This window comes from Ruegeria sp. AL1 (genome assembly GCF_056540905.1).
Genome location: NZ_JBQFXP010000007.1, coordinates 241,074 through 266,930 on the forward strand (window position 1 = coordinate 241,074; position 25,857 = coordinate 266,930).

At 61.1% G+C, this 25,857-nt stretch carries 23 protein-coding genes; 14 read left to right on the top strand and 9 right to left on the bottom strand.

All coding sequences use genetic code 11. The features are described 5' to 3' along the window. The first annotated feature begins 4 nt into the window (after positions 1-4). From ACRZ9X_RS13295 to rarD, 6 genes are all read left to right on the top strand, one after another. Positions 5-385, top strand: coding sequence for a GFA family protein (locus ACRZ9X_RS13295; protein WP_480519588.1), 381 nt, complete (start codon positions 5-7; stop codon positions 383-385). 15 nt (positions 386-400) lie between these two features. Then, positions 401-2,854, top strand: coding sequence for a GcvT family protein (locus ACRZ9X_RS13300; protein WP_480519590.1), 2,454 nt, complete (start codon positions 401-403; stop codon positions 2,852-2,854). Between the two features lie 3 nt (positions 2,855-2,857). Beyond that, entirely contained in the window at positions 2,858-3,910 is a 1,053-nt protein-coding gene (locus ACRZ9X_RS13305) for an alcohol dehydrogenase family protein (RefSeq protein WP_480519592.1), read from the top strand. Positions 3,911-3,921: 11 nt separating this feature from the next. Next, on the top strand, positions 3,922-4,815 hold the full coding sequence (locus ACRZ9X_RS13310; RefSeq protein WP_480519594.1) for a homocysteine S-methyltransferase family protein: 894 nt from the start codon (positions 3,922-3,924) through the stop codon (positions 4,813-4,815). Between the two features lie 34 nt (positions 4,816-4,849). Further along, positions 4,850-7,303, top strand: a complete 2,454-nt coding sequence (locus ACRZ9X_RS13315; RefSeq protein ID WP_480519596.1) for a GcvT family protein — start codon at positions 4,850-4,852, stop codon at positions 7,301-7,303. 264 nt (positions 7,304-7,567) lie between these two features. Next, positions 7,568-8,473 carry an EamA family transporter RarD gene (gene rarD / locus ACRZ9X_RS13320; RefSeq protein ID WP_480519598.1) on the top strand — a complete coding sequence of 302 codons (906 nt, stop codon included), beginning with the start codon at positions 7,568-7,570 and terminating at the stop codon, positions 8,471-8,473. Here rarD and ACRZ9X_RS13325 read toward each other — a convergent pair. Continuing rightward, a complete protein-coding gene (locus ACRZ9X_RS13325; protein ID WP_480519600.1) occupies positions 8,464-9,168 on the bottom strand; it encodes an SGNH/GDSL hydrolase family protein in 705 nt (234 codons plus the stop codon). The two genes, rarD and ACRZ9X_RS13325, sit on opposite strands and share 10 nt — an antisense overlap. 2 nt (positions 9,169-9,170) lie before the next feature. After that, positions 9,171-9,581, bottom strand: a complete 411-nt coding sequence (locus ACRZ9X_RS13330; RefSeq protein WP_480519602.1) for a nuclear transport factor 2 family protein — start codon at positions 9,579-9,581, stop codon at positions 9,171-9,173. A gap of 97 nt (positions 9,582-9,678) precedes the next feature. Between ACRZ9X_RS13330 and ACRZ9X_RS13335 the strand changes: the two genes are divergently transcribed. Then, positions 9,679-10,326 (top strand): RluA family pseudouridine synthase, encoded by a 648-nt coding sequence (locus ACRZ9X_RS13335; RefSeq protein WP_480519604.1) that lies wholly within the window; start codon positions 9,679-9,681, stop codon positions 10,324-10,326. On the opposite strand, the gene ACRZ9X_RS13340 is transcribed toward ACRZ9X_RS13335, so the two are convergent. Further along, a complete protein-coding gene (locus ACRZ9X_RS13340) occupies positions 10,323-10,508 on the bottom strand; it encodes a hypothetical protein (protein WP_480519605.1) in 186 nt (61 codons plus the stop codon). The genes ACRZ9X_RS13335 and ACRZ9X_RS13340 overlap by 4 nt on opposite strands. A 101-nt stretch (positions 10,509-10,609) precedes the next feature. Here ACRZ9X_RS13340 and ACRZ9X_RS13345 point away from each other — a divergent pair, with 101 nt between their 5' ends. The 4 genes from ACRZ9X_RS13345 to ACRZ9X_RS13360 all read left to right on the top strand — a co-directional run bounded on the left by ACRZ9X_RS13345 (position 10,610) and on the right by ACRZ9X_RS13360 (position 13,585). Continuing rightward, entirely contained in the window at positions 10,610-11,302 is a 693-nt protein-coding gene (locus tag ACRZ9X_RS13345) for a helix-turn-helix transcriptional regulator (RefSeq protein ID WP_480519607.1), read from the top strand. A 119-nt stretch (positions 11,303-11,421) separates the two neighbouring features. Further along, positions 11,422-12,087, top strand: coding sequence for a YiaD family glycine zipper/OmpA-like lipoprotein (locus ACRZ9X_RS13350; RefSeq protein ID WP_480519609.1), 666 nt, complete (start codon positions 11,422-11,424; stop codon positions 12,085-12,087). A gap of 110 nt (positions 12,088-12,197) precedes the next feature. Further along, positions 12,198-12,740 carry an NADPH-dependent FMN reductase gene (locus ACRZ9X_RS13355; protein ID WP_480519611.1) on the top strand — a complete coding sequence of 181 codons (543 nt, stop codon included), beginning with the start codon at positions 12,198-12,200 and terminating at the stop codon, positions 12,738-12,740. 47 nt (positions 12,741-12,787) lie between these two features. Further along, on the top strand, positions 12,788-13,585 hold the full coding sequence (locus ACRZ9X_RS13360) for an HTD2 family dehydratase (protein WP_480519613.1): 798 nt from the start codon (positions 12,788-12,790) through the stop codon (positions 13,583-13,585). Here ACRZ9X_RS13360 and ACRZ9X_RS13365 read toward each other — a convergent pair. Then, entirely contained in the window at positions 13,577-14,611 is a 1,035-nt protein-coding gene (locus tag ACRZ9X_RS13365; protein ID WP_480519615.1) for an NAD(P)/FAD-dependent oxidoreductase, read from the bottom strand. The genes ACRZ9X_RS13360 and ACRZ9X_RS13365 overlap by 9 nt on opposite strands. 55 nt (positions 14,612-14,666) lie before the next feature. Between ACRZ9X_RS13365 and mnmC2 the strand changes: the two genes are divergently transcribed. Both mnmC2 and ACRZ9X_RS13375 read left to right on the top strand, forming a co-directional pair. Next, on the top strand, positions 14,667-15,332 hold the full coding sequence (mnmC2, locus tag ACRZ9X_RS13370; RefSeq protein WP_480519617.1) for a tRNA (5-methylaminomethyl-2-thiouridine)(34)-methyltransferase MnmC2: 666 nt from the start codon (positions 14,667-14,669) through the stop codon (positions 15,330-15,332). Next, the gene (locus tag ACRZ9X_RS13375; protein WP_480519619.1) at positions 15,329-16,198 is read left to right on the top strand and encodes a DMT family transporter; all 870 of its coding nucleotides are present in this window, start codon (positions 15,329-15,331) and stop codon (positions 16,196-16,198) included. The genes mnmC2 and ACRZ9X_RS13375 overlap by 4 nt, the downstream gene beginning before the upstream one ends. Here the strand turns inward: ACRZ9X_RS13375 and ACRZ9X_RS13380 are convergent. Next, entirely contained in the window at positions 16,172-18,136 is a 1,965-nt protein-coding gene (locus ACRZ9X_RS13380) for a lytic transglycosylase domain-containing protein (protein WP_480519621.1), read from the bottom strand. The genes ACRZ9X_RS13375 and ACRZ9X_RS13380 overlap by 27 nt on opposite strands. 133 nt (positions 18,137-18,269) lie before the next feature. On the opposite strand from ACRZ9X_RS13380, the gene dapA reads away from it, so the two are divergent. After that, the gene (dapA, locus tag ACRZ9X_RS13385; RefSeq protein WP_480519623.1) at positions 18,270-19,142 is read left to right on the top strand and encodes a 4-hydroxy-tetrahydrodipicolinate synthase; all 873 of its coding nucleotides are present in this window, start codon (positions 18,270-18,272) and stop codon (positions 19,140-19,142) included. Between the two features lie 96 nt (positions 19,143-19,238). On the opposite strand, the gene ACRZ9X_RS13390 is transcribed toward dapA, so the two are convergent. From ACRZ9X_RS13390 to xsc, 4 genes are all read right to left on the bottom strand, one after another. Further along, positions 19,239-20,126: a dimethyl sulfoxide reductase anchor subunit family protein gene (locus ACRZ9X_RS13390; protein ID WP_480519625.1), complete on the bottom strand. Its 888-nt coding sequence runs from the start codon at positions 20,124-20,126 to the stop codon at positions 19,239-19,241. After that, complete coding sequence (locus ACRZ9X_RS13395) at positions 20,126-20,875, bottom strand: 4Fe-4S dicluster domain-containing protein (protein ID WP_480519627.1); 750 nt, start codon at positions 20,873-20,875, stop codon at positions 20,126-20,128. The genes ACRZ9X_RS13390 and ACRZ9X_RS13395 overlap by 1 nt, the downstream gene beginning before the upstream one ends. Before the next feature lie 133 nt (positions 20,876-21,008). Further along, a complete protein-coding gene (locus ACRZ9X_RS13400; RefSeq protein ID WP_480519629.1) occupies positions 21,009-23,825 on the bottom strand; it encodes a molybdopterin oxidoreductase family protein in 2,817 nt (938 codons plus the stop codon). A gap of 157 nt (positions 23,826-23,982) precedes the next feature. Further along, entirely contained in the window at positions 23,983-25,749 is a 1,767-nt protein-coding gene (gene xsc, locus ACRZ9X_RS13405; protein WP_480519631.1) for a sulfoacetaldehyde acetyltransferase, read from the bottom strand. Positions 25,750-25,857: the final 108 nt, after the last annotated feature.

Sequence of the window (25,857 nt, forward strand, 5' to 3'; positions counted from 1 at the left end):
AGATATGCACAAAGGGTCCTGCCTGTGCGGCAAGGTCGCGTTCACCATTGACGGAGACCTGACCCCGCCAAATGCCTGTCACTGTGGCCAGTGCCGCAGGCAGTCGGGGCATCTGTGGGCCTCAAGCGTGACGCATCAGGACAACCTCAGCTTTACCGCCAGCGAGACGCTGGGCTGGTTTCGCGCCTCGGACATCGCCAAACGCGGGTTCTGCAGCGCCTGCGGCTCGTTCCTGTTCTGGCAACACAAGGATGAGGACACGATTGCTGTCTCGGTCGGGTCACTGGACGAACCGACGGGGCTGAGGCTCGCCCAGCACATCTTTGTCGCCGACAAGGGCGACTATTACGACATTCAGGACGATCTGCCCCAACGGGCACATTAACAGGGACCCAAGCGCATGAGTGACTTTCCAACCAAGGCCCGTGTGGTCATCATCGGCGGCGGCGTTGTCGGCTGCTCATCCCTGTACCATCTGGCCAAGAAAGGCTGGACCGATTGCGTTTTGCTGGAAAAGAACGAGTTGACAGCGGGCTCCACCTGGCACGCGGCAGGGAATGTGCCGACCTTTTCGACCTCATGGGCGATCATGAACATGCAGCGCTATTCGACCGAGCTGTATGCGCGGCTGGCGGATGAGGTCGACTATCCGATGAACTACCATGTCTCGGGTTCGATCCGTCTGGCCCACAGCGCCGAGCGGATGCAGGAGTTTGAGCGCGCCTGTTCCATGGGTCGCTATCAGGGCATCGCGATGGAGATGTGGACGCCGGAAGAGGCCAAAGAGCGCTATCCGTTTTTGGAAACCCATGACCTTGAGGGCGTGCTCTACGACCCGACCGATGGCGACATCGACCCGGCGCAGCTGACGCAGGCGCTGGCCAAGGGCGCGCGCGATCTTGGCCAGAAGATCATCCGCTTTTGTCCCGCGACGGGTGTGACCCAGCATGAGGATGGCACATGGACCGTCCACACGGAGAAGGGCGACATTGCCTGTGATTATGTGGTCAACGCTGCCGGATATTACGCGCAGCGCGTGGGTGAGATGTTCAAACCCTTTGGCGGGCGAACCGTTCCGGCCATGGTCATGAGCCATCAGTACCTGCTGACCGACGAAGTGCCCGAGGTCGAAGCTTGGTCCAAGGAAAACGGCGGCAAGCTGCCTTTGCTGCGCGACGTGGACGTGTCTTATTACCTGCGGCAGGAGAAGAACGGCTTCAACCTCGGACCTTATGAGCGCAACTGCAAGGGCCACTGGATGACCGAGGACGATCCGATGCCCGAGGATTTCAGCTTCCAGCTGTGGAACGACGATCTGGACCGGATCGAGGATATCGTCACCGACGCGATGGAGCGGGTGCCGCTGATGGCAACCTCGGGCGTGGGTCGTGTCATCAACGGTCCGATCCCTTATGCGCCGGATGGTCTGCCGCTGATCGGCCCGATGCCCGGCGTGAAAAACGCGTTCGAAGCGCACAGCTTTACCTTTGGCATCGCGCAAGGCGGCGGCGCAGGCAAAGTGCTGGCCGAATGGATCGTCGATGGCCACACCGAATGGGATATGTGGGCCGTCGATCCGCGTCGTTACACGGATTACACCGATCAGGACTACTGCAACCAGAAGGGCATGGAAGTTTATGGCAACGAATACGCCATGCACTTCCCCCATCATGAATGGCCTGCGGCGCGCGACAAGAAAGTCTCGCCCGTTCACGCCAAGGTCAAGGAACTGGGCGGTGTCATGGGGGCTTATAACGGCTGGGAACGCGCCAACTGGTTCGCCAAGCCGGGCGACGATACCTCGCTTGAGGCCACGCATACCTGGGGCCGCTCGGGCCCGTGGGAGCAGCGGATCAAGGAAGAATGCGAGGCGGTTCGCGATCATTGTGGCGTGCTCGACCTGCCGGGTTTCTCGCGGTTCAAAATTCAGGGGCCCGGCGCGGACGAATGGCTGCGAGGGCTTGTGACCGGGTCATTGCCCAAGATTGGTCGCGTCGGGCTGGTCTATTTCTCGGATGATCGCGGCCGCATCCTGACCGAGATGTCCGTAACCCGCGAAGCCGAAGACCTGTTCGTACTGGTAACAGCGGCGACCGCCCAATGGCATGACCGGGAATGGCTTGAACGCCACATGCCTGCCAATGCCGCCTTTACGCTGGAAGACTGGACCACGCGGATGGACACGCTGATCGTGACCGGCCTCAAATCGCGCGAGGTTCTGGCCAAGGTCTGCGATGCCGACCTGAGCCTGCCGTGGCTCAGCTTTCAGGAAAGCGAGATCAAGGGCGGATGGGTGGCACTTTTGCGCGTGTCCTTCGCCGGAGAGCTTGGGTGGGAGGTCCACGCCGAGAACGCGGACATGCCCGCCATCTATGACGCGATCCTCGAAGCGGGTGCCAAGCCGTTCGGGATGTATGCCTTGAACTCGCTGCGGATCGAAAAAGGCTATCGCGCGTGGAAGGGTGACCTGTCCACCGACTACTCGCTGCTGGAAGGCGGGTTGGAGCGGTTCGTCAAGCTGGACAAGCCACAAGACTTCCCCGGCAAGGCGGCGATCCTGAACGAAAAGCAGCAGGGCGTGAAGAAATCCTTTGTCACTCTGACGGTTGAGGCCGGTGACTGCGACGCGCCCTACATGTCCTGCATCTGGCAGGGTGATCAGATCGTCGGCGAGACGACCTCGGGCGCATGGGGATATCGTGTCGGCAAGTCGATCGCGCTGGGTATGATCAAGGCTGAACTGGCGAACCCCGGCACCGCGTTGGAGGTTGAAATCTACGGCCAGAAATACCCCGCCGTGGTGCAAGAGGATCAACCGCTTTGGGACCCGGTCAACGAGCGGTTGCGGGCCTGATCCATGGGCGTTCCAAGCGTCATGCAAGGTGTCTACCTGACCCGTCACGGCGGGCCGGATGCGCTGGAATGGCGCGAGGATATCCCCGTGCCTAGCCCCGGACACGGTCAGGTCCTCGTCCGGGTCGCTGCAGCCGGGGTGAATAACACCGATATCAACACGCGGGTCGGCTGGTATTCATCGGAGGTGACCGGTGCAACCGATGCGGTTGATCAGGACGTGGATGCAGGTGGCTGGGGCGGAGCCTTGCAGTTCCCGCGCATTCAGGGCGGCGATCTGTGTGGCATTGTCGAACTGGCTGGCCCCGAGACTGGCTTCCAACCGGGTCAGCGTGTGACTTGCCCGATCAACCTGCCGCGCCCGAGCCCCGGAAAACCGACCGGGTTCATCGCGCTGGGCTCCGAGCTTGACGGGGCCTTTGCGCAATATTGTCTGGTCGAGGCGGATGACCTCTATGACGTCTCGACCTCGCCCCTGTCCGACATCGAAATTGCCGCCATTCCCTGCGCCTTTGGTACGGCCGAGAACCTATTGACCCGTGCGGGCGCGACCGCTGGCCAAAAGGTTCTGATCACCGGCGCATCGGGTGGCGTTGGCCTTGCCGCCGTGCAACTGGCCGCGATCCGGGGCGCGCATGTCTACGCCGTCACCAGCGCGACCAAAGCGAATGTGGTCACACGTCAAGGCGCGGCGGAAACCTTCGACCGGAATGCGCCCTTGCCAAAAGACATGTTCGACGCGGTGATCGATGTGGTCGGAGGCCCCGCGTGGCCCGGACTGATCCTGTCGCTGAAACCCGGCGGCCACTATGCTGTCTCGGGTGCTATCGCCGGGCCCATCGTCGAGACCGATCTGCGCGATATCTACCTGCGCGACATCACCATCCACGGCTGCACCCATCAGGCGTTCGAGGTCTTTGGCCGTCTGGTCGAACTGATAAACGCGGATCGGATCAAACCGCTGATCTCAAAGACATATCCGCTGAAAGACATTGCGCAGGCGCAAGAGGACTTTCAGTCGAAAACACTGCCTGGAAAACTGGTGCTGATCCCTTAAGGACGACGAACATGGCTGACATCACACTTCTGGATGGTTCAATCGGGCAGGAACTGGTCAAGCGCAGCGGCGACCGGCCGACGCCGCTTTGGTCCACCCGCGTGATGATCGACAAGCCCGCCATTCTGGCCGAAGTCCATGACGCCTATTTCCGCGCCGGTGCCACGGTCGCGACCACGAATACCTATGCCATCCATCGCTCGCGCCTTGTGCGCGAAGGGATCGAGGATCAACTGCCTGCCCTGATCGACGCAGCCCTGTCGCAAGCAGAACACGCCCGCTCGGGCCATGGTGGCCGGATTGCCGGGGCGTTGGGTCCACTGCTGGCTACATACCGCCCCGACCTGAACCCCGACCCCGACGAGGCTGCCGAGAAATTCGGTGAACTGGCCGCGATGATGGCCGACCGTGTCGATCTGCTCCTGATCGAAACCGTGTCGTCGCTACAGGAAGCCGAAGGCGCGCTGCGCGGTGTCGAAGGGCACGGCAAACCCGTCTGGATCGGCTTTTCGGTCAAGGATGACGACGGCACGCGGCTTCGCTCGGGCGAGCCGCTGGGCGACATTGCCCCCGTGCTCGAACGGTTCCGCCCCGAGGCTGTGCTGATCAACTGCTCACGCCCCGAAGCGATCCCGGCGGCGCTGGACATTCTGGCCCCGATGGGCCTGCCTTTCGGGGCCTATGCCAACGGCTTCACCGGCATCACCGACGGTTTTCTGCAAGATGCTCCCACCGTCGATGCGCTTGAACAGCGCGGCGATCTGGGCCCTGCGGCCTATGCCGCGCACGCAATGGGTTGGGTCGAACAGGGAGCCACAATCGTGGGTGGCTGCTGCGAGGTTGGGCCAGAGCATATCGCCGCGCTGGCACATCATCTTCGCGACGCCGGTCACCGGATCGTCTGACACCAAACTCTGAAAGACAGGAAAAGGCACCCAGATGGTTGATCTTCCCACCAAGGCCCGCGTGGTCATCATCGGCGGCGGCGTCATAGGCTGCTCGGTCGCGTATCATCTGAGCAAGAAAGGCTGGACAGACGTTGTACTGCTGGAGCGCAAGCAACTCACCAGCGGCACCACGTGGCATGCGGCCGGGCTGATCGGACAACTACGCGCGTCCTCGAACATGACAAAGCTGGCGCGGTATTCAGCGGAACTGTATCTGGGGTTGGAGGAAGAGACCGGCGTGGCCACGGGGCTGCGTCAGGTCGGGTCCGTCTCGGTCGCGCTGACCAATGAGCGCCTGGAGGAGCTGTACCGAAACGCCGCGATGGCGCGTGCCTTTGGCGTGCCGGTCGAGGAACTGTCGCCTGCAGAAGTCAAAGAGCGCTACGCGCATATCAATCTTCAAGGCGTGACCGGCGGCGTTTGGTTGCCAACGGATGGGCAAGCTGATCCCGCCAATATTGCGCTGGCGCTTGCCAAAGGGGCCCGCCAGCGCGGTGCTGTTATCCGCGAACGTGTGAAGGTTTCGGGAATTTCGCGGCAGGGCCGGAACGTCAGCGGTGTCGACTGGATCAGCGATGACGGACAGGCGCAGGGTCATATCGCCTGCGACATGGTCGTCAACTGCGCCGGCATGTGGGGTCACGAAGTTGGCCGCATGGCGGGCGTGAACGTCCCGCTGCATGCCTGCGAGCATTTTTACATCGTCACCGAGGGCATAGAAGGACTGGCACAAATGCCTGTGCTGCGGGTGCCGGATGAATGCGCCTATTACAAAGAAGATGCAGGCAAAATCCTGCTGGGGGCGTTCGAGCCGAACGCGAAACCCTGGGCGATGAACGGTATCCCTGACAGCTTTGAATTTGACCAACTGCCCGAGGATTTCGACCACTTCGAGCCAATCCTTGAGGCGGCGGTGAACCGGATGCCGATGCTTGCCGAGGCGGGGATTCACACTTTCTTCAACGGTCCCGAAAGCTTTACTCCCGATGATGCCTATCACCTCGGGCTGGCCACCGAGATGGACAATTTTTGGGTCGCTGCCGGGTTCAACTCGATCGGCATCCAGTCTGCCGGTGGCGCGGGCATGGCGCTGGCCGAGTGGATGGACAGCGGCGAAAAGCCCTTTGATCTGGGTGATGTGGACATCAGCCGAATGCAGCCTTTTCAGGGCAACAAGCAGTACCTGTTTGAACGGTCCAAGGAAACGCTGGGTCTGCTCTATGCCGACCACTTCCCTTATCGCCAGAAAGCCACCGCGCGCGGGGTGCGCCGGACACCGTTCCACCACCATCTGAAAGAACATGGCGCGGTCTTCGGCGAACTGGCCGGATGGGAACGCGCCAACTGGTTTGCCAACCCGGGGCAGGAGCGCGACTACCAATACAGCTGGAAACGCCAGAACTGGTTCGAGAATTCCGCCGCCGAGCACAAAGCTGTCCGCGAGAATGTGGGCATGTATGACATGTCATCGTTCGGAAAAATCCGCGTGGAAGGGCCGGATGCCGAAAGGTTCATGAACTACATCGGTGGAGGCGATTACTCGGTTCCCAACGGCAAGATCGTCTATACGCAGTTCCTCAATCAGGCCGGCGGGATTGAGGCAGACGTCACCGTCACACGCCTGTCCGAGACGGCCTATCTGGTTGTCACCCCCGCTGCGACGCGGCTGGCGGACCAAACCTGGATGCAGCGTCATGCGGGCGACTTTAACGTTGTCATCACCGATGTCACTGCGGGCGAGGGCGTGCTGGCGATCATGGGGCCCAATGCTCGCGCGTTGCTGCAAAAAGTCTCACCCAACGACTTCTCAAACGCGACCAACCCGTTCGGCACCGCGCAAGAGATCGAAATTGGCATGGGTCTCGCTCGCGCTCATCGCGTAACCTATGTGGGTGAGCTTGGATGGGAGATTTATGTCTCATCCGACATGGCAGGTCACGTCTTTGAAACGTTGCACGAGGCCGGGCAGGACATGGGGTTGAAGCTTTGCGGCATGCATATGATGGACAGCTGCCGGATCGAAAAGGGCTTCCGCCACTTCGGGCATGATATCACTTGCGAGGATCATGTGGTCGATGCGGGGCTTGGTTTCGCCGTCAAAACCGACAAAGGCTGCGACTTCATTGGCCGCAATGCCGTAATTGAACGCAAAGCGTCGGGGCCAAAGAGCCGCCTTGTGCAATTCCGCCTGACCGACCCGGAGCCGTTGTTGTTCCACAATGAACCCATCGTCAGGAATGGAGAGTATGTCGGCTACCTGAGTTCGGGCAATTATGGCCACACGCTGGGCGGCGCGGTTGGTATGGGCTATGTCCCGTGCGAAGGAGAAAAAGCGACAGACATATTGGCATCGGGATATGAGATTGACGTTTGCGGCGTCAAGGTAAGGGCTGAGGCGTCGTTGAAGCCGATGTATGACCCGAAATCGGAGCGTGTCAAAACCTGACTACTATGGATGGGGGCTCTACCCCCGCCGCGGCAAGCCGCGACTCCCCCGGAGTATTTTCGAAAAGATGAAGCCATCTTCTGCCCTTCATCTTTTTCCAAATACTCCGGAGCGCGAGGCAGAGCCTCGCATGACGAGGATGTCGAAAGCGGGCGACTGGAATGAAGTCGCATAACAAATCGTTATGCTTATGTTCACGGTTTTCGGAGTTTCCAAGTTGGCGCAGTTTGCCTAAAGACAAACGGTATCAGCCGGAGACTGTTCATGGCAGCGTCTACCTCACAACTTCAAAACGCGGATACGCCGAAAGGTCTTGCTTTGGCTGTGACCGCATATGTTTTGTGGGGATTTCTTCCGCTTTACATGAAGGCGATGTCGCATATTGGTCCGGTAGAGATTGTGGCCCATCGCATCATCTGGTCAGTGCCCCTGGCGGGAATTCTGCTCATTGCATTGGGACGGACCGGGGACCTCAAAGCTGCCTTGCGCAACCCCAGAATGTTGGGCATGGCGTGTCTGACGGCGGCGCTGATTTCGGTGAATTGGGCGATTTACATCTGGGCGATTGCCAGCGGCAACGCATTGGATGCAGCGCTGGGGTATTACATCAACCCGCTATTCAGCATCGCGCTGGGTGCAATTCTGCTGCGCGAGCCGTTGACCAAAACGCAGTTGGTGGCTGTCGGGATTGCGGCAACCGGAGTTCTGATCCTCGTGATACAGGCGCAAAGCCTGCCGTGGGCTGCGTTTGGTTTGATGGTGAGTTGGGGGTTTTATGCATTCTTTAAACGCTCACTTCCCATTGGCCCCAATCAGGGATTCCTGCTTGAGGTGCTGATCCTTCTGGTTCCGGCACTGGCCTATGTCACTTGGCTGGGTGCACGAGGCGCCGGGCAGTTTGGGGTGATGGGGACGGATACCATGCTGTTGCTTGGATGCGGTGTGGTGACAGCCGTTCCATTGTTGGTTTATGCCAATGGGGCCAAGCTGGTACGGCTGTCCACGATTGGCATTCTGCAATACATCGCCCCGACCATGATATTCATTACGGCCATCGCGGTATTCGGAGAGCAGATCGACCGTGGAAGGGTGATTGCGTTTCCGCTGATCTGGCTGGCACTGGTTGTGTATTCGATTCCGGTAATCCGGCAGATGCGACGTCAACCCTGACGCAGCAGGCGTGCGGCTTCCTGTGCCCAGATGGCATAGGTTCTGGGACTGGGGTGATACCCGTCCGGGGCTGCCAGCGCCGGGTCATCGGGCAGGTCCAGCGTCAGGTGACTGACCTGAGGAAAGCGTTCAGCGACCTGTTGCAAGCCTCTGTCCAGTCGCGCGGCCTGCTGGCCCAATACCCAGGCCAAAGGTTGCGGCAGCGCCGGAAAACGGTGCATCTGAGGAACAGCCGTCACGACCACGCGGCGCGCGGCCAGCGGGCCGGTCAGGAGCGTGATCAGCTGGGTCTGCTGAGTGATAAACCGGGCCTGGGTGATGCCGCGGGTGACGTCATTTACGCCGAGGGCAGTAACCACTGCGTCGAACTGACCCTCCAACCGGTTGAGCCGGTCCAATGTGTCCTTCGTGGTGTGCCCCGTGGTGGCCTCAAGTTGCCATTCGACCGTGTGGTGACGAGAGAGTTCGCGCACCAGATATCCGGACAAGGCCTGCGCTTGTGTGCCGGCGCCGACACCCGCAGCCGAGCTGTCGCCGGTGATCAACAGGCGTAGCCGGGGTCCGCGACCCGCGCGCCCTTGTCTTTCCCCTGAAGGTTCCGGCAAAAGCCGCGCGTTTCGACGCACGGACAGCCCTTGCACTGCCAGTAATGGCAACAACGGCAGGCGCAAGACCTGATCGGCTGCGACAGGCATGTTCACCCCAGCGCGTCTTTGAATTCAAGAAAGCGCGCATCGGTCATGACACGGGTCATCATCGCTTGTCGCAGGGCACCAATGGTTTTGTAGGGGCGCATGACGACTTCGAACTCTTGTATGAGCCCGTCATCGTTCAGGGTGATCAGGTCGACCCCAACCGCGTCGAGATCGCCGACCTTGCATTGAAATTCGAGCGCCCAATCTTTGCCCTCTCCCATGATCCGGCGATAGCGGAAATCGGCAAACACCTGACTCACATGTCCCAGCACCGCTGCTACCGGTGTGCGGCCGGTCCACGTGCTGTAGTAGGTCGGTGGCGAGAATCGGACGTCTTGCGCCAGCACCTCGTGGATCAGGCTCTCATCGCCTTTGGCGACCACCTCTTGCAGACGCTTGATTGTGGGGTGCATGGCTACTCCTGCGCTTTGGAGATCAGAATTGCTGAACCGATCCGTTCGGGCAAGGCCGACGTTGCGGGAGGTCGCATCCTGCGATAGGCACACCTGCATGAACGAGACCTACGTGCCCCCCCAAACGCCGCTGGATGTGCTGTATGAAGATGCGCAACTGATCGTGGTGAACAAGCCCTCGGGGCTGTTATCCGTGCCGGGGCGAGGGGCGCATCTGGCGGATTGCCTGCTAAGCCGGGTGCAGGCGGTTTTTCCTCAGGCATTGTTGGTGCATCGGCTGGATCGGGACACATCGGGCGTGATGGTGTTCGCCCAGACCCCACATGCGCAGCGGCATCTGGGCCTGCAATTCGAACATCGCCAGACCCGCAAAACCTATGTCGCGCGGGTCTGGGGCCGGATGGCAGAAAAAACCGGAACAGTGGATTTGCCGCTGATCGTGGACTGGCCCAACCGTCCACGTCAGATGGTGTGCCATGAGACGGGTAAACCGGCGGTTACGGACTGGCGGGTTCTAAAGTATGAAGGCGACGCGACCCGGATACGGCTATTTCCGAAGACCGGACGCTCGCACCAGCTGCGCGTTCATATGCAGGCCCTCGGCCACCCGATCCTTGGGGACCCGTTCTATGCCGAGGGTGCAGCGCGGGATTTCCCGCGATTGATGCTGCATTCCGAAGAGTTGCGCCTGAAAAACCCGGAAGGTGGCGTTGCGATGAAATTCCGCGCCAAGGCGGATTTCTAGGCCGACCCGGACCACAGCATTTTCAGATTACCCAGCGAAAGTCGCCGGTTGCGGCGTCGGTGAACGCAAGGTTGGCGGGCGGTCATAATCTCGCGTTCGATCTCGAACCCGCGCAGGGCGTGATCCTGTGTCCAGCGGTCCAGTTTCAGGGTCATAAGGACGTGATGGTCTCGGCTTGGCATGAGAAACCTCCTTTGCTTTGAACCCAGCTTTGACGATCACTCCTGCCACCACCTTGTCAGGGGGCTGTGCTAGAGTGTCAGCAGTTTAGCCGGAGACCATCATGCGCCGTTCGACCCGCCTGTTTGAGATCATTCAGATATTGCGTGCCGCAAGTGCACCCGTGACAGCCGAAGCATTGGCAGAAAAGCTCGAAGTGTCGGTGCGGACCGTCTATCGCGACATTGCGGCGCTTCAGGCGCAGCGCACGCCGATCGAGGGCGAGGCCGGGGTCGGTTATCTGATGCGGCGCGGATATGACTTGCCGCCGCTGAACTTCGATGCGGAAGAGGTCGAGGCCCTTTGGGTTGGTCTGTCGATGCTGGCGCGCACCGGCGACAGCACGCTGCAACAGGCGGCGGATCGGGTGTGTCGCAAGATAGACGCGTTGCGCGCGCCTGCCGACTGGTTGCAGGTCGCCCCGTGGGGAGCGCCTGCGGATGATCCTGCAAAGGGCTGCGTGCCGGTCGTGAACTATCGTGAGGCAATCCGGGCCGAGCGCAAGATTCGCATCACTTATGTGAATTCAGAAGGCGAACGGAGCGAACGGGTCGTACGCCCGGTTGCCCTGATTTATCACATCGAATGCACGATGCTGGCGGCTTGGTGTGAATTGCGCAATGGATTCAGGCACTTTCGCACAGATCGCATCTGGGCATGCGAGATAACAGAAGACCATTTTTGCGGCCAGGGCGAGCCTCTGCGCGCCATATGGCAGGAGCAAAACCACTGGCAAGAGCCTGCACCGGCCGGTTGAACGGCAAGTAACTGAGCAACTCACCCGATTGTTGCTTGAGCCTGCGGTCGTCCGGGGCGATATAATAGGGTAACGAATGTGGCATCGGTAAACTGGTGTCAGAGCAGAAGGTTGAATTCATGACGATTTCCAAGTTTGTCGCCGCCGCCGGGCTAAGCTCGGTTTTGGTTCTGGGCGCATGTACTGACCCGGGCACACTGAACCTGCCTGCCGATCCCAACCAGAACGCCAAACAAGGTGCGATTCTGGGCGGTTTGATCGGGGCCGGTGTTGGTGCGATTGCCAACGATTCCGATCCGTTGCTGGGGGCGTTGGCGGGCGGCGCAATCGGCGCAGCGGGTGGCGGTATCATCGGCAATCAGCTGGACAAACAGGCCGCCGAGCTGCGTCAGCAACTGGCCAATGACGGGATTACCATCGTCAACGCCGGTGATCGTCTGATCGTCACGGTGCCCAACGACATCACATTCGCCACCGACAGCGCGACGGTAAACCCGGCGCTGCGGTCCGATCTGGTGAAAGTGGGGCAGAACCTGACGAGATACCCCAATTCAAACGTGCAGATCATCGGCCACACCGACAGCGATGGTGAGGCATCCTATAATCAGGGCCTGTCCGAACGGCGGGCACGCTCGGTCGCGGATATCCTGCAGGCCAACGGCGTGAACGGATCTCGGATCACAACGATTGGTCTGGGCGAGAACCGGCCAATCGCGTCCAATCTGACCCCAGCGGGCAAGGCCCAGAACCGTCGGGTTGAGATTGTGATTGTGCCGAGCGGTTAACGCGGACCCGCTCGGCATACCGTTTTGCACATTGACTGCGCGTCAACCGGGCTTTGGCGCGCAGAATTCTCGGGCTACTTAATGGACAACGCCACAAACGGAGTGTGTCCATGTCCGATCCAATTCTTCTGAGCCTTTCGGGTTCATTGCGCGAAAGTGCGACCAACCGAAAATTGCTGCGCGAAGCGGCGCGGTTATTCGATCCCGGCACCTATATCGAAGCGGACCTGAATCTGCCGCTGTACGACGGCGATCTGGAACAGGGCGAGGGTATTCCGGACTCTGTGCAAACCCTGTCTGAACAGATTGCGCAGGCCCATGCAGTCATCATCTCGACGCCGGAATACAACAAGGGGCCATCCGGCGTACTGAAAAACGCGTTGGACTGGGTCAGCCGGACAAAGACCAAACCCTGGGCGGACAAACCCGTTGCCGTGATGTCCGCCGCCGCCGGTCGTGCAGGTGGAGAGCGCGCGCAAATGGTGCTGCGCAGCTATATGGTGCCGTTTCAACCCCGCATCCTTCAGGGGCCTGAAATACATCTGGCCAACAGCTCGAATGAATTTGACGAACAAGGCAGGTTGCTGAGCGAACGCTATGAAACTGCCCTGAGCACCCTGATGCAAAGACTACGGACCGAGGCCGGGTTCTGAGGTTTCGCCGGCTTGTCCGAACCATGCGGGCTGACTAGGGTGCCCCAATGACCGAGGACAGACAGACCGATGTGATCGACCCGGCGCGAGCCTGTGCCCTTCAAACAGCACTGGGGCTGGAGGTTTCAGTCAAGTCCGGGTCGCCGCTGCCACCGTTCTTTCACCAGCTGTATTTCTGGACACCTCATCCGCCGGAAGGGTTGGGCCGCGACGGGCATCCGAAACTGGGTGGACTGATCCCCCACATGGGTTTGCCGCGCCGAATGTGGGCGGGCGGACGTCTGTCGTTTCATGCGCCGCTGATCGCGGGTGCCCCGGCCGAACGCCGTTCGATCTGCGAAAGGTCCGAGTCGAAATCCGGGCGCAGCGGACCGTTGGGGTTTGTCACTTTGCGTCACGAGGTCTGGCAGGACGGGGCGTTATGTCTGACCGAATGGAAGGACCTGGTCTATCGCGAGGACCCGTCGGCAACAGAAGTCAGGCCAGACCCTCCGTTGGCCCGGGTGGATGAGACCGACTTGCAGGCGGTCTCGTTCGATTCCACCTTGTTGTTTCGCTATTCGGCACTGACGTTCAACGGTCATCGCATTCACTACGATTTGGACTATGCCCGTGACGTCGAAGGCTATGCCGGGCTGGTCGTGCATGGCCCGCTGCTGGCGCAGCTTTTGATGCTGTTTGCCGAGCGGCTGGTGGGGCCACTGGCGCAATTTTCGTTTCGGGCGTCATCCCCGTTGATGCGCTTTGAAACCGCCGAACTGTGCCGCAACGATACCGTGCTCTGGGTGCGGGGTCCGGACGGGCGGCAGTGTATGTCCGCCGAGGCCAAATCCCGGTCAGAGTGAGGCTTCGGGTCGGAAATCTGCGGGGATTGAGTCCTGCGCTTCCAGCACCAGATCGACCATGACCTTGGCCACTTTCGGGGCCATGCCAAAGCCGATCTTGAACCCGCCATTGGCGATGAACTGGCCTTTGTACAAAGGATGGGCGCCCAGCATCGGAGCACGGCTTTTGCTGCGCGGACGCACCCCAGCCCAACGTTCGATCACCTCGGCCCCATGCAATAACGGTACAGCCCGCATGGCCCGGTCCAAAACGTCGTCCAAAGCGGCGTCCGTGCGGCTCGGGTCATCGTAATCCCGCTCCGAGGTCGACCCGATGGCCAGTGTCCCGTCGGCGTGAGGTACGAAATGGATCGCATCTGCAAACAGCTGCGGCGCTTCTCCGGCGTCAAACCGCAACAGCGCGGCCTGACCTTTGACGCCATTGCCAACCGTTTTGCCGAAGGCATCGCTCAGCTCCTGCAATCCTGCCAACCCGGTGGCGTGGATGACTTCCCCTTTGTCTGCTGCGTCCGCCACAACATTGACACCCATCACCGCCAAGGCCGCGACAAGTGCGGCGCAGGCACGGCGTGGATGCATCCGGGCGCTCAGCGTATCGTGAATTACAAATCCGGTCGGGCTGTGCGGGCACCATGTCCCGATATCCGCGGCATCGACCACGCGCCAATCTGCCTGTCCCTGCCAGAGAGTCGCCGCCGTCTCGGCCCTTGCATGGGCCAGTTCGAGCGTGCGCGTATCCGCGATCGGCTGCAGGCGACCCAGACGCGCATAGCCGGGCGACACGCCACCAGTGACCTCGACCTGCTGCCAGAACGGCTTGGCCATGATCAGGCTGTCGAATTGAAACGCCTTCTTGGCGTTCCAATTCTCGGGCACATGCGGCGCAAGTGCGCCAACCAGCCCGCCGCTGGACCCTGCGCCGGGACCGTACGGATCGACCACCTGCACTTTCGCGCCGCGTCGTGCACAGGTCCAGGCGATGGACAGGCCAAAGATGCCCGCGCCGCGCACTGTCACATCGACCATTGCCAATCCCCTTTTCCTTGTTCAGTGTCGCGCCGCTTAGCTACAGGATTTCCCGATGGCAGACCAGCATGCCACGCTGACATGGAGAGAGGGCCAGATTCCCGTCTCAGACCGGTTTGACGACCCTTATTTCTCGCTCCAGAACGGGTTGGAGGAGACTCGGCACGTGTTTCTGGCAGGCAACGATCTGCCCGCGCGATTCACGCCCGGGTTCCACATTGCCGAGCTGGGCTTCGGCACGGGTCTGAACATGCTGACCGTCTGGTCCGAGTGGGAAAGATCCGGGCAAACGACTCCTTTGACCTTTACCAGCTTCGAGGCGTTTCCGATGGCGCGTCCTGACATGGCACGCGCATTGGCGGCATTTCCCGACCTGAAGCCCTGGGTCGACCGCTTTCTGTCGCGATGGCATGGCGGGTCTTGCGATCTGGGCACGCTGCGGCTGGAGGTGATCGAAGGAGATGCGCGCGATACCCTGCCCCTGTGGTCCGGCATCGCGGATGCATGGTTTCTCGACGGGTTTTCTCCGGCCAAGAACCCCGAGCTATGGGGGGCGGACCTGATGCAGCATGTGGGCGCGCACACGGTGTCCGGGGGCACGGCTGCGACCTACACTGCCGCCGGGTTTGTCCGACGTGGGCTTGAGGCGGCGGGTTTTACGGTCACCCGTGCGCCGGGTTACGGTCACAAGCGCCACATGACCCGGGCGCTGAGGACATGACACAGCAAAATAACATCCGCGCCGGGATCGCGCTGATGATTGCGGCGACCGTCGTCTTTGCGCTGCAGGACGGTATTTCGCGCCATCTGGCAGGTACGTACAACACCTACATGGTGGTGATGATCCGCTATTGGTTCTTTGCGGCCTTTGTGATCGTCCTTGCCCTGCGCGCGCCAGGTGGCATCCCGGGCACGGCGCGCACCAGGCAACTCGGGCTTCAGATCCTGCGCGGTGTGCTGCTGGCCGGCGAGGTGTGCGTGGCCGTTTACGCCTTTACCATCCTTGGCCTGATCGAAAGTCAGGCAATCTTCATCTGTTACCCTTTGTTGATCGCCGCGCTGAGTGGCCCAGTTTTGGGCGAACAGGTTGGCTGGCGGCGCTGGGCTGCCATTGGCGTGGGATGTATCGGAGTTCTGGTCATTCTGCAGCCGGGTATGGGAGTGTTCAATCCATGGGCCGTCATTCCGCTGATCTCGGCCCTGATGTTTGCCATCTATGGCCTGTTGACCCGCTATGCCGCCCGCAGCGACAGCACGGCGACCAGCTTTTTCTGGACCGGAATCGCCGGGGCCGTGGCCACGACCGGTGTCGGTCTGTGGTTCTGGGAACCGATGGCCGGTGGTGACTGGCTATGGATGGGCCTGTTGTGCCTCAGTGGCGTTCTGGGGCACTGGCTGTTGATTAAGTGCTATGAAATGGCCGAGGCCAGCGCCGTGCAGCCCTTCGCCTATTTCCACTTGATGTGGAGCGCCATCCTTGGAATTTCGATCTTTGGCGAATCCCTGCGCCCCGCTGTAGTGCTGGGTGCAGGTCTGGTCATCGCAGCCGGACTATTCACCCTATGGCGCGAACGCCGCAAGGGTTGAGCCTGTCAGCTCCTGCGAGAACGGAACCGGCAATGCGGGTTGCCCCAAACGCGCGCGGTAAACCGGCAGGCTTTCCGCCACACGCATCACATAGTTTCGAGTTTCGCTGAAGGGGATCATCTCGATCCAATCGACAATATCGATCGCACCCGCCCGAGGGTCGCCATAGCGGTCCATCCACGAGATCGGCCTGCGCGGCCCCGCATTATACCCGGCCGCCATCATGACCACATTGCCGTTGAAATCTTCGGCCAGGCTGGACAGGTAATTTGCGCCCAGCCTCGCGTTGTACCGCCAGTCCGAGGTCAGCTTGCCGGTATTGTGGCCGCTGAGAATGCCCATGTTCTTGGCAACCAGCTGCGCGGTGGCGGGCATCACCTGCATCAGCCCGCGCGCGCCCGCGCCGCTGATCACAACCGGATCGAACTCGCTTTCGCGCCGGGCGATGGCCAGAGTCATTTCCTTGGCCATGGGCAGGCCCAGATCAGCCACCGGATGCACCGGATAATAGGCGGTCGGCAACACAACCCCGGTTCTTGCAGCGCGCTTGGCAATCATCACGGCCAGATGCGGCTCCTTCAGCTCGATCACCAGATCGCCCAGCTGGTTGGCCTCGGTCGTGTCCAGACCTTCGACCAGATGTGTCAAAAAGCGTTCGGACAAGTTGTCCTCGCCCGCACGCAACAACAACAGCCCTGCCTCAAGCACACTGGAATCGGCAAACCCGGCCTGTTTCCAATGCGGTGCCCGGCGCGGATTGGCCAGTTCGTTGTCAAAGGGCCGTCCGATCTGTTCGGCAGCCAGAAGGCCATAGAACGAGGTCTGATAATCTGCACCCATCGCATAGGCTTCATATGCCTTGTCAGAATTGCCTTGCGCCGCATAGGCCCGGCCCAGCCAATACCCGCCGCGCCCTTTCGAAATTGGTGATTGCACCGCGTCCGAGAAGTTCTGGAAATGCCGCACAGCCGTGGCCGGGTCGTTCAGCTTGCGCAACGCCAGAAACCCGGCCAGCCACTCAAGATCGGCATAGCCATACCCCATCTCAGGGGTCATGTGATGGTTCGCGGCAATCGCGTAAGCCCGCGTCGCGCTGCCATTGCGCATCTCAAGCCTTGCCAGCCTGCGGCGCCCTTCCGCCCATTTGTCAGGTTCGCCCAATGCGTCCGGTCCAGTCGAGCGCGCCAGCATCAGGTCAATCGCGCTGTCGTCCAGCTCTTTGCGATCCCGCCAGACAAACCGGTCAAACGCCAGTCCGGGTGCGTCCGCCAGTGTAGCCGGAACCGCCGCCACCTTGCCGTCCACACCGGGTTGTCTCTTTTGCAGCGCAATACGTGCCTCGGCCAGTTTGCGTTGATCGGTGCTGACCAATGGCAGCATCTGACCGGCACTGACCAGATGTCCGTCCCACAACATCCGGTCCAGCCGGGCCGTGTGATGCGGTTTCAGCAGAGTGCTGAAATTCTCAAGATAGGTCTTTTGCAACCCCGACCCCATCGGCATCGTGCGCCAGGCAGCCACCAGATCGGCCTCGGCCTCTCCGTGTCGTCCCTTGGCCATCAGTGCCACAGCGTAATTCAGCGCCCCTTCGGCGGTTTGCGGCGGGGTGTCGGCATAAAACCTGACCACCCGGTCCGGGTCTGCACCTGAAAAGGCAGGCTCGCTCCGACGCCGCAACCAGGCCAGCCCGGGCCAGTCTGGACGGCGGTCCAGAAACACCAGAACGTCGCCCGAGCTTCCGAATCCTTCCCGTAACCAATGCCAGACGATGATGTCGCGCGAAACGGATCCCCGCGCGCCCGATATGCGCAGTGCGGCGTTCCAGTCGCCTTTGCGCATCTCATGCAGCCCTGCGCGCAAATCGCCCACCTCGTCAGCTTGCCCCTGTCCGGCCAAGCCCAGAATCACAGTCACCAAAAGCGCCAGAACGCGTGTCATGCCTTGCATTTCCCAACCAACCAAGGATAGAGCCATTCAGGATAAACCTTGCGCCGTCGGGATCAACACGGATCGCCATGATTGTGATATCCCGTGACGCAAAAACTGCTAACTGCACCTTAAGGAGCGTGTCATGTTCAAAGGCTCGATGCCAGCCCTCGTCACCCCGTTCAATAACGGCGAGTTGGACCTGAAGACGCTCAAACACCTGGTCGAGTGGCAAATCTCGGAAGGGTCCACCGGGTTGGTGCCCGTGGGCACGACAGGCGAGAGCCCGACGCTCAGCCACGAGGAACACGAAACCGTTGTGGCCGAGGTGGTCAAGGCCGCATCAGGCCGTGTTCCGGTAATCGCGGGCGCGGGTTCGAACAACACGGTCGAAGCGATCCGATTCGTGCAATTCGCCGCCAATATCGGTGCCGATGCGGCGCTGGTGGTGACGCCCTATTACAACAAGCCGACGCAAAAGGGTTTGCTGGCTCATTTCCGCGCCCTGCATGACTGCGCCGATATCCCGATCATCATCTACAATATCCCGGGTCGGTCGATCATCGACATGACGCCCGAAACCATGGGTGAACTCGCCAAACTGCCGCGCATCATCGGCGTCAAGGACGCGACCGGCGATCTGGCCCGCGTCAGCCAGCAACGCGCCACATGTGGACCTGACTTCTGCCAGCTCTCGGGCGAGGACGCCACCGCGCTGGGCTTCAACGCCCATGGCGGCGTTGGATGCATCTCGGTCACGGCCAACGTGGCCCCGAAACTTTGCGCTGAATTCCAGCAGGCGACATTGACCGGAGATTACGCCAAAGCGCTGACCTATCAGGACCGCCTGATGCCCTTGCACGAGGCGATCTTCATCGAACCCGGCCTTGTCGGTGCCAAGTACGCTCTTAGCAAACTCGGTCTGTGCAGCACCGAAGTCCGTTCGCCCCTGACCGAACTGGAAAGCAGCACCAAGGCAACCATCGATGCCGCAATGACCCATGCTGGTCTGATCTGACGACCCCTGGAAACTGGGATCCAAACTTCATCTGGCTACAAATATCCCGGGGGAGGAATTGGCCTGCAAGGCCAAGGAGGGGGCTGGCCCCCTCCCTCACCGTTTCCCGTAATACAGCCCGACGACATGCTCGGCCTGCGCAAAAAACAGCCAGCGCGAGATCACAACACCGGTCAAATGCGACAGCACGGCCAAAAGCGCGAACAGATGTTTGATCACGACCCCTCCGACCGGGATTAGGATCAGCAACAGCGGCGACACAAAGGCCAGCCCAAACGAGATCACCCGCAGTTTTTGCGCGTGTTTCCGACCCACCACATGGACGAATTCCCGCAGCAGATAGTTGGTTCCGGTATGAGGCGGCTCAAACGCGCGTACCGTGCCGCGTGCACCTAATCCCGTGGCGGAGCCCAGCGTGGTGCCCGACCGCGACAACGCGCCGTCTCCCTTGGCCCAATAGGCCAGCTGCACGGCTCCTGCGATGGCCAGCAGCCAAGGGGTAAGCGCCTCGGCCCCGGCCAAAAGCGCACCACCGGCGAGGCTGAAGGACAGGAACATCGCGGGTGTCAGGTTCATGTTCCAGCGCGGGATGGTCTTGAGCTGCGTATAGATCATTGATGTGGTGAAGACGGTGGCGAGGCTGAGCAGCGCCCCGATCCACCCCAACAGCGTCCAGTGACTGTGCAAAAACACCGCCCCCAGCGCATAGAGTCCCATGACCATGAGCGCCGCCACTGCGCAGACCCCTTCGCGGCTGAGCCAGCTGGATTTCCATTGGCTGAAGGCCTTCCACGCGCGTTCGGGATGCCCCAGATGGAAGGTCGAGGCCAACAGCCCGCCAACCGCCAGCGCGTAAGCGATCAGGTAGAAAACAAAGGCGACAAAGCCCGTCACGGCGGGTTGGCCGAGACCCAGGAAGAACAGCAGGCCGAAGCCCAGACCGGATAATGTGGTGAAGATGATGACGGAAGGAGCCGGATGCATCAGAGTTTCTCCAGTGCCTTGTCGAGCCAGCCGAGAAAGCCCTTCGGGTCTTCGGTCACAGGGGCCAGCAGCGGGGCCAGAATGTCGATCTGGTCTTCAACCTGATCCTTGGGCCGGGGCGGCAGGTATTTGTTCACGGGTTTGGTACCCATTTCGGGCATCAGGTCCACCCCGTCGCGCTCGGCGACCAGTTTGCTGACATCGCTGTCCGGATCGCCCAGATCACCGAAATGCCGGGCTCCGGCGGGGCAGGTGCGGACGCAGGAGGGGACCCGGTCCACCTCGGGCAGGTTCTCGTTGTAGATGCGGTCGACACAGAGGGTGCATTTCTTCATCACCCCTTCGGCCATATCCATCTCGCGTGCGCCATAGGGGCAGGACCATGCGCATAGCCCGCAGCCGATGCAGTCGCTTTCGTTGACCAGCACGATCCCATCCTCGACCCGTTTGTAACTGGCCCCGGTGGGGCAGACAGTCACGCAGGGGGCATCTTCGCAATGCAGGCAGGACTTTGGGAAGTGGATCAACTGGGCCGGGCCTTCGGCGGGATGCACCTCGTAAGAATGCACGCGGTTCAGGAAGGTGCCAGACGGGCTGGCTCCGTATGCGTCCTGATCGGAAAGCGGCGCGCCGTAGTTTTCGGTGTTCCAGCCTTTGCACGAGATTACGCAGGCATGGCAGCCGACGCAGGTGTCGAGGTCGATGACCAGACCCATTTTGCGCTCGGTGGTTTGGGGGAGCTGGGTCATGTCAATGTGCCTTCGCGTGCTTGGATAGGGCAGGAGCGAGGGGCCAGCCCGCCGCCATTGGATGCTCGAACCAATGGCGCAACCAATGGCGGCTCCCCGGGATATTTATGGCCAGATGAAGGGTGGATCCGGCTCATTTGCCGACCTTCCATGCCAGGTCTTTCGGGCCGGCCCCGACGGGGGATTCGATCGGCGCGAATTCAGGCTGGCTTTGGGCGTCTGTCGGGGGGGTGGTTTTTTCGATTTTGACCTTCAGGTCGAACCAAGCGGCCTGACCCGTTATCGGGTCCGAGTTTGCCCAACGCATACCGTCGCCTTTAGGCGGCAGCAGTTCGTGGATCAGGTGGTTCAGCAGGAAGCCTTTGGTGGCCTCGGGTGCGTCTTCCTGCAAGGCCCAGGCACCTTTGCGTTTGCCGATGGCGTTCCATGTCCAGACTGTGTTGTCGTTCAGCGCAGCCATTTCCATGACCGGGACGGTGATTTCACCATGGGGGGAAGTGACTTTCGCCCAATCTCCGTCTTGCAGGTTGTGTTCGCGCATCAGTTTGGTGGGCACGTAGAGCGGGTTGCGCCCGTGCAACTGTCGCAGCCATGCGTTCTGGGTGCCCCAGCTGTGATACATCGCCATGGGGCGCTGGGTCAGGGCATTGACGGTGAAGCCCTCATTGCCCTGTTGGTCCGTTTCATACCAGATGGGCAGAGGGTCCATCGTTTGCTTGAGGCGCCCGCGCAGGTGGTCGGGGGGCTGGCGGTCCCCATGTCCTTCGGCGGCCAGCTGGAATTTGCGCATCGGCTCGGAATAGAGTTGAAACAGGTAGGGTTGAGGGCTGTCATAGAGGCCCATGCCAACGGCCCAATCCTGATAGGCAGCGTTCCACGGTTTGTAGTAATCCGCGCCTTCGGGGATATGAGCAACGTAGAAGCCGCCGTTTTCGATATAGCGGTTCAGTTGGTCCGGGTTGACCTCGCCACGGCCTTCCTTGTCGCCATCTTCGCCCCGGAATCCGGCCAGAGGGCCGATGCCCGGTTTGCGCTGATGGTTGACGATATAGTCGGCATAGTCCTTCCACTTGGGCGTGCCGTCTTCGTTGGTGAAGCCGGGCAGGCTCATGCGGTTGGCAAGCTGGATCAGAACCGACTGAAAACCGCGCACGTCGCGGTCGGGTTCGACCACGGGCCAGCGGATGGCATCGGCGGCGGCATCCGCCTCGCAGATCGGGCGGTCCAGCAGCGAGATGCAGTCGTGGCGTTCCAGATAGGTGGTGTCGGGCAGGATCAGGTCGGCATAGGCCACCATCTCGGACGAATAGGCGTCGGAATAGATGATCCTCGGGATGACGTATTTGCCGTCTTCGTTGCGGGCCGACAGCATCTCCATCACGCCCTTGGTGTTCATGGACGAGTTCCACGACATGTTCGCCATATACATGAATAGCGTGTCGATCTTGTAAGGATCACCGGCGGCGGCGTTTGAGATCACCATATGCATCAGCCCATGGGCCGACATCGGGTTTTCCCAGGTAAACGCCTTGTCGATGCGCTGGGCGGTGCCGTCTTCGTTCAGCAGCAGGTCCTCGGGGCCGCGTGGGAAACCAAGATGCGGGCCTTCCAGCGGGCGGCCCGGGCGGCGGTCGCCGTGGGGGGTAGGGTGGGCCTCGATCGGTTTGGGGTAGGGCGGTTTGAAGCGGAAGCCGCCGGGAACCTCAACCGTGCCCAGCAGGATTTGCAGCACATGCAAGGCGCGGCAAGTCTGGAAGCCGTTGGCATGGGCCGAGATGCCGCGCATGGCGTGGAAGCTAACGGGGCGGCCTGTCATCTTGGCGTGTTTTTCGCCGCGGAAGTCGGTCCATTCCTGATCCAGCTCGATGGCCTCGTCAAAGGCCACACGGGCGATTTCGGCGGCGATGGCGCGGATTTTCTTTGCCGGGATGCCGCAGCGGTCGGCCACCTTTTCTGGGGTGTGATCGTCGGACAAGTATTTCTCGGCCATCAGGTGAAAGACCGGGCGGTGGGTCACGCCGCCTTTGTCGTAGGTGGCCGACAGGTCCGGGCGCACGCCGGGTTTGTCGAAGGCCGTTGGTTCGCCCGTCACGCGGTCGATGACCAGCGGCTTGCCGTCTGCATCGCGCAGGAACAGGCCCTTTTCCGGGCCTTCGGTGGCATTCACAAGAACCGGCGCGTTGGTGTAGCGACTGAGATAGTCGAGATCGATCTTGCCCGCTTTCATCAGCACATGGATCAGCGACAGGATGAACAGCCCATCGGTGCCCGGCGTGATGCCGACCCAATCATCAGCCACCGCGTTATAGCCCGAGCGGATGGGATTGACCCCGATCACCCGCGCGCCGCGCGCCTTGATCTTGCCGATCCCCATCTTGATCGGGTTGCTGTCGTGGTCTTCGGCCACGCCGAACAGCATGAACAGCTTGGTATGCTCCCAATCGGGCTGACCGAACTCCCAGAACGCACCGCCCATCGTATAGATGCCGCCCGCCGCCATGTTGACAGAGCAGAACCCGCCATGGGCGGCATAGTTCGGGGTGCCAAAATTCTGCGCCCAGAACGAGGTAAAGCTTTGGCTCTGGTCGCGCCCGGTGAAGAAGGCCAGCTTGTGCGGAGCGGTCTCGTGCAATTCGTTCAGCCAGCCGACGGCGGTGCTGATCGCCTCGTCCCATTCGATCTCGCGGAACTCTCCCGATCCGCGCGGACCAACCCGGCGCAGCGGCTTGCGCAGGCGGGAGGGGGCGTTGACCTGCATAATCCCCGCACTGCCCTTGGCGCAGAGAACGCCCTTGTTCACCGGATGGTCGCGGTTGCCCTCGATATAGGCGACCTTGCCGTCTTTCATATGCACATTGATGCCGCAGCGACAGGCGCACATGTAACAGGTGGTGCGTCTGACTTCGTCCGAGACCTTGGGCGACAGGTCGATCCTGGGCTGCTGCGTCACGTCATATCTCTCCCTGTGGCCGGTCGCCTTGGTACCTGAACGTGCTGGCCATTCTTGAGAGTTCTGGTACCGGGCTCAAGCTTTTCGTTGTTTTTCAGGCGGCTTTTCGGAATCCGTAAAAGGCCGGGCCCTCAAAAGGCCCGGCCCTTTTCTTGCATTACTGCGCGCGCATGTCAGCTGCGTCGATGCCTGCCACTTCGACCGGCTTTTTCATCGCATCGCGGCGGAAGGGCTCACCCAGTTCCTGGTTGATCATGGCTTCGATCAGGGTGGTGATGCCGTTCTTCTGGTCCTCAACCGCCTGTGCCAGAGCAGCCGTCAGTTCGTCCATCGTGCGCGCGACCACGCCTTTCAGGCCGCAGGCCTTTGCGATACCGGCATAAGAGACCTGCGTGTCCAGTTCGGTACCGACAAAGTTGTCATCGTACCACAGGGTCGAGTTCCGTTTCTCGGCGCCCCATTGGTAGTTGCGGAACACCACCTGCGTGATCGCAGGCCATTCTTCGCGGCCAATCGCGGTCAGCTCGGTGACGGCAATGCCAAAGGCGCCATCGCCTGAAAAGCCGACAACAGGCACGTCCGGACAGCCGATCTTGGCACCGATCACCGAGGGCAGGCCATAACCGCAGGGGCCAAACAGGCCGGGGGCCAGATACTTGCGGCCTTCATCGAAGGACGGATAGGCGTTGCCGATGGCGCAGTTGTTGCCGATATCGGACGAGATGATCGCCTCTTTCGGTAGCGCCGACTGAATCGCGCGCCACGCCATGCGGGGGCTCATCCAGTCCGGTTTGTCTGCGCGCGCCCGCTCGTTCCAGGTGGTGCCGGGATCGTCCTGCTCGTGATCCATCGAGGATAGTTCCTGCGCCCAGGCGGATTTGGTGGTCGCGATCAGATCTTTGCGGGCTTGGCGGCCTTCATCTCCGGCGGTGCCCGAGAGTTTCTCCAGCAGCGTATCGGCGACTTTCTTGGCGTCGCCGACAATGCCGACAGTGACGGGCTTGGTCAGGCCGATCCGTTCGGGTTTGACGTCAACCTGAATGATCTTGGCGTTGGAGGGCCAATAGTCGATGCCATAGCCGGGCAAGGTCGAGAACGGGTTGAGGCGCGTGCCCAGGGCCAGCACCACATCCGCCTGCGCGATCAGCTGCATCCCGGCCTTGGACCCGTTATAGCCCAGGGGTCCCGCGTGCAGCGGGTGTGAGCCGGGGAAGGCGTCATTGTGCTGATAGCCACAGCAGACCGGCGCATCCAGACGCTCGGCCAGTGCAACGGTCGACGGGATCGCGCCCGACAAAACCACGCCCGCGCCGTTCAGGATCACCGGGAAACGCGCGTTCGACAGCAACTCGGCGGCCTCATCCAGAGCGGCTTCTCCGCCCGAGGGCAGTTCGAAATCGACGATGCGGGGCAGTTCGATATCCACAACCTGCGTGAAATAATCGCGCGGCACGTTGATCTGCGCCGGCGCGCTGTAGCGTTTGGCGTTCTGGATCACGCGGCTGAGCACCTCGGCCATGCGCGAGGGGTCGCGAACCTCTTCCTGATAGCAGACGCAGTCGGCGAACATGTTCATCTGCTCGATTTCCTGGAATCCGCCCTGACCCACGGTCTTGTTCGCGGCCTGCGGTGTGACCAGCAGCAGCGGCGTGTGGTTCCAGTACGCGGTCTTTACGGCGGTGACAAAGTTCGAGATACCGGGGCCGTTCTGCGCGATCATCATCGACATCTTGCCGGTGGTGCGGGTGTAGCCATCCGCCATCATCCCGCCCGAGCCTTCATGCGCGCAGTCCCAGAAGGTGATCCCGGCCTTAGGGAAAATATCCGAGATAGGCATGAACGCGGACCCGATGATGCCGAACGCATGTTCGATCCCGTGCATTTGCAGCGTTTTTACAAAGGCTTCTTCGGTGGTCATTTTCATCGGCATACTCCCCGCGCATGATTGAACGGGCCAGACGAGGTGTCAGGCCTTTGAACACGGTTGTGGCCCAATGCACGGGGTCACGTTAGGGCCAGAATTTGCAGCGGA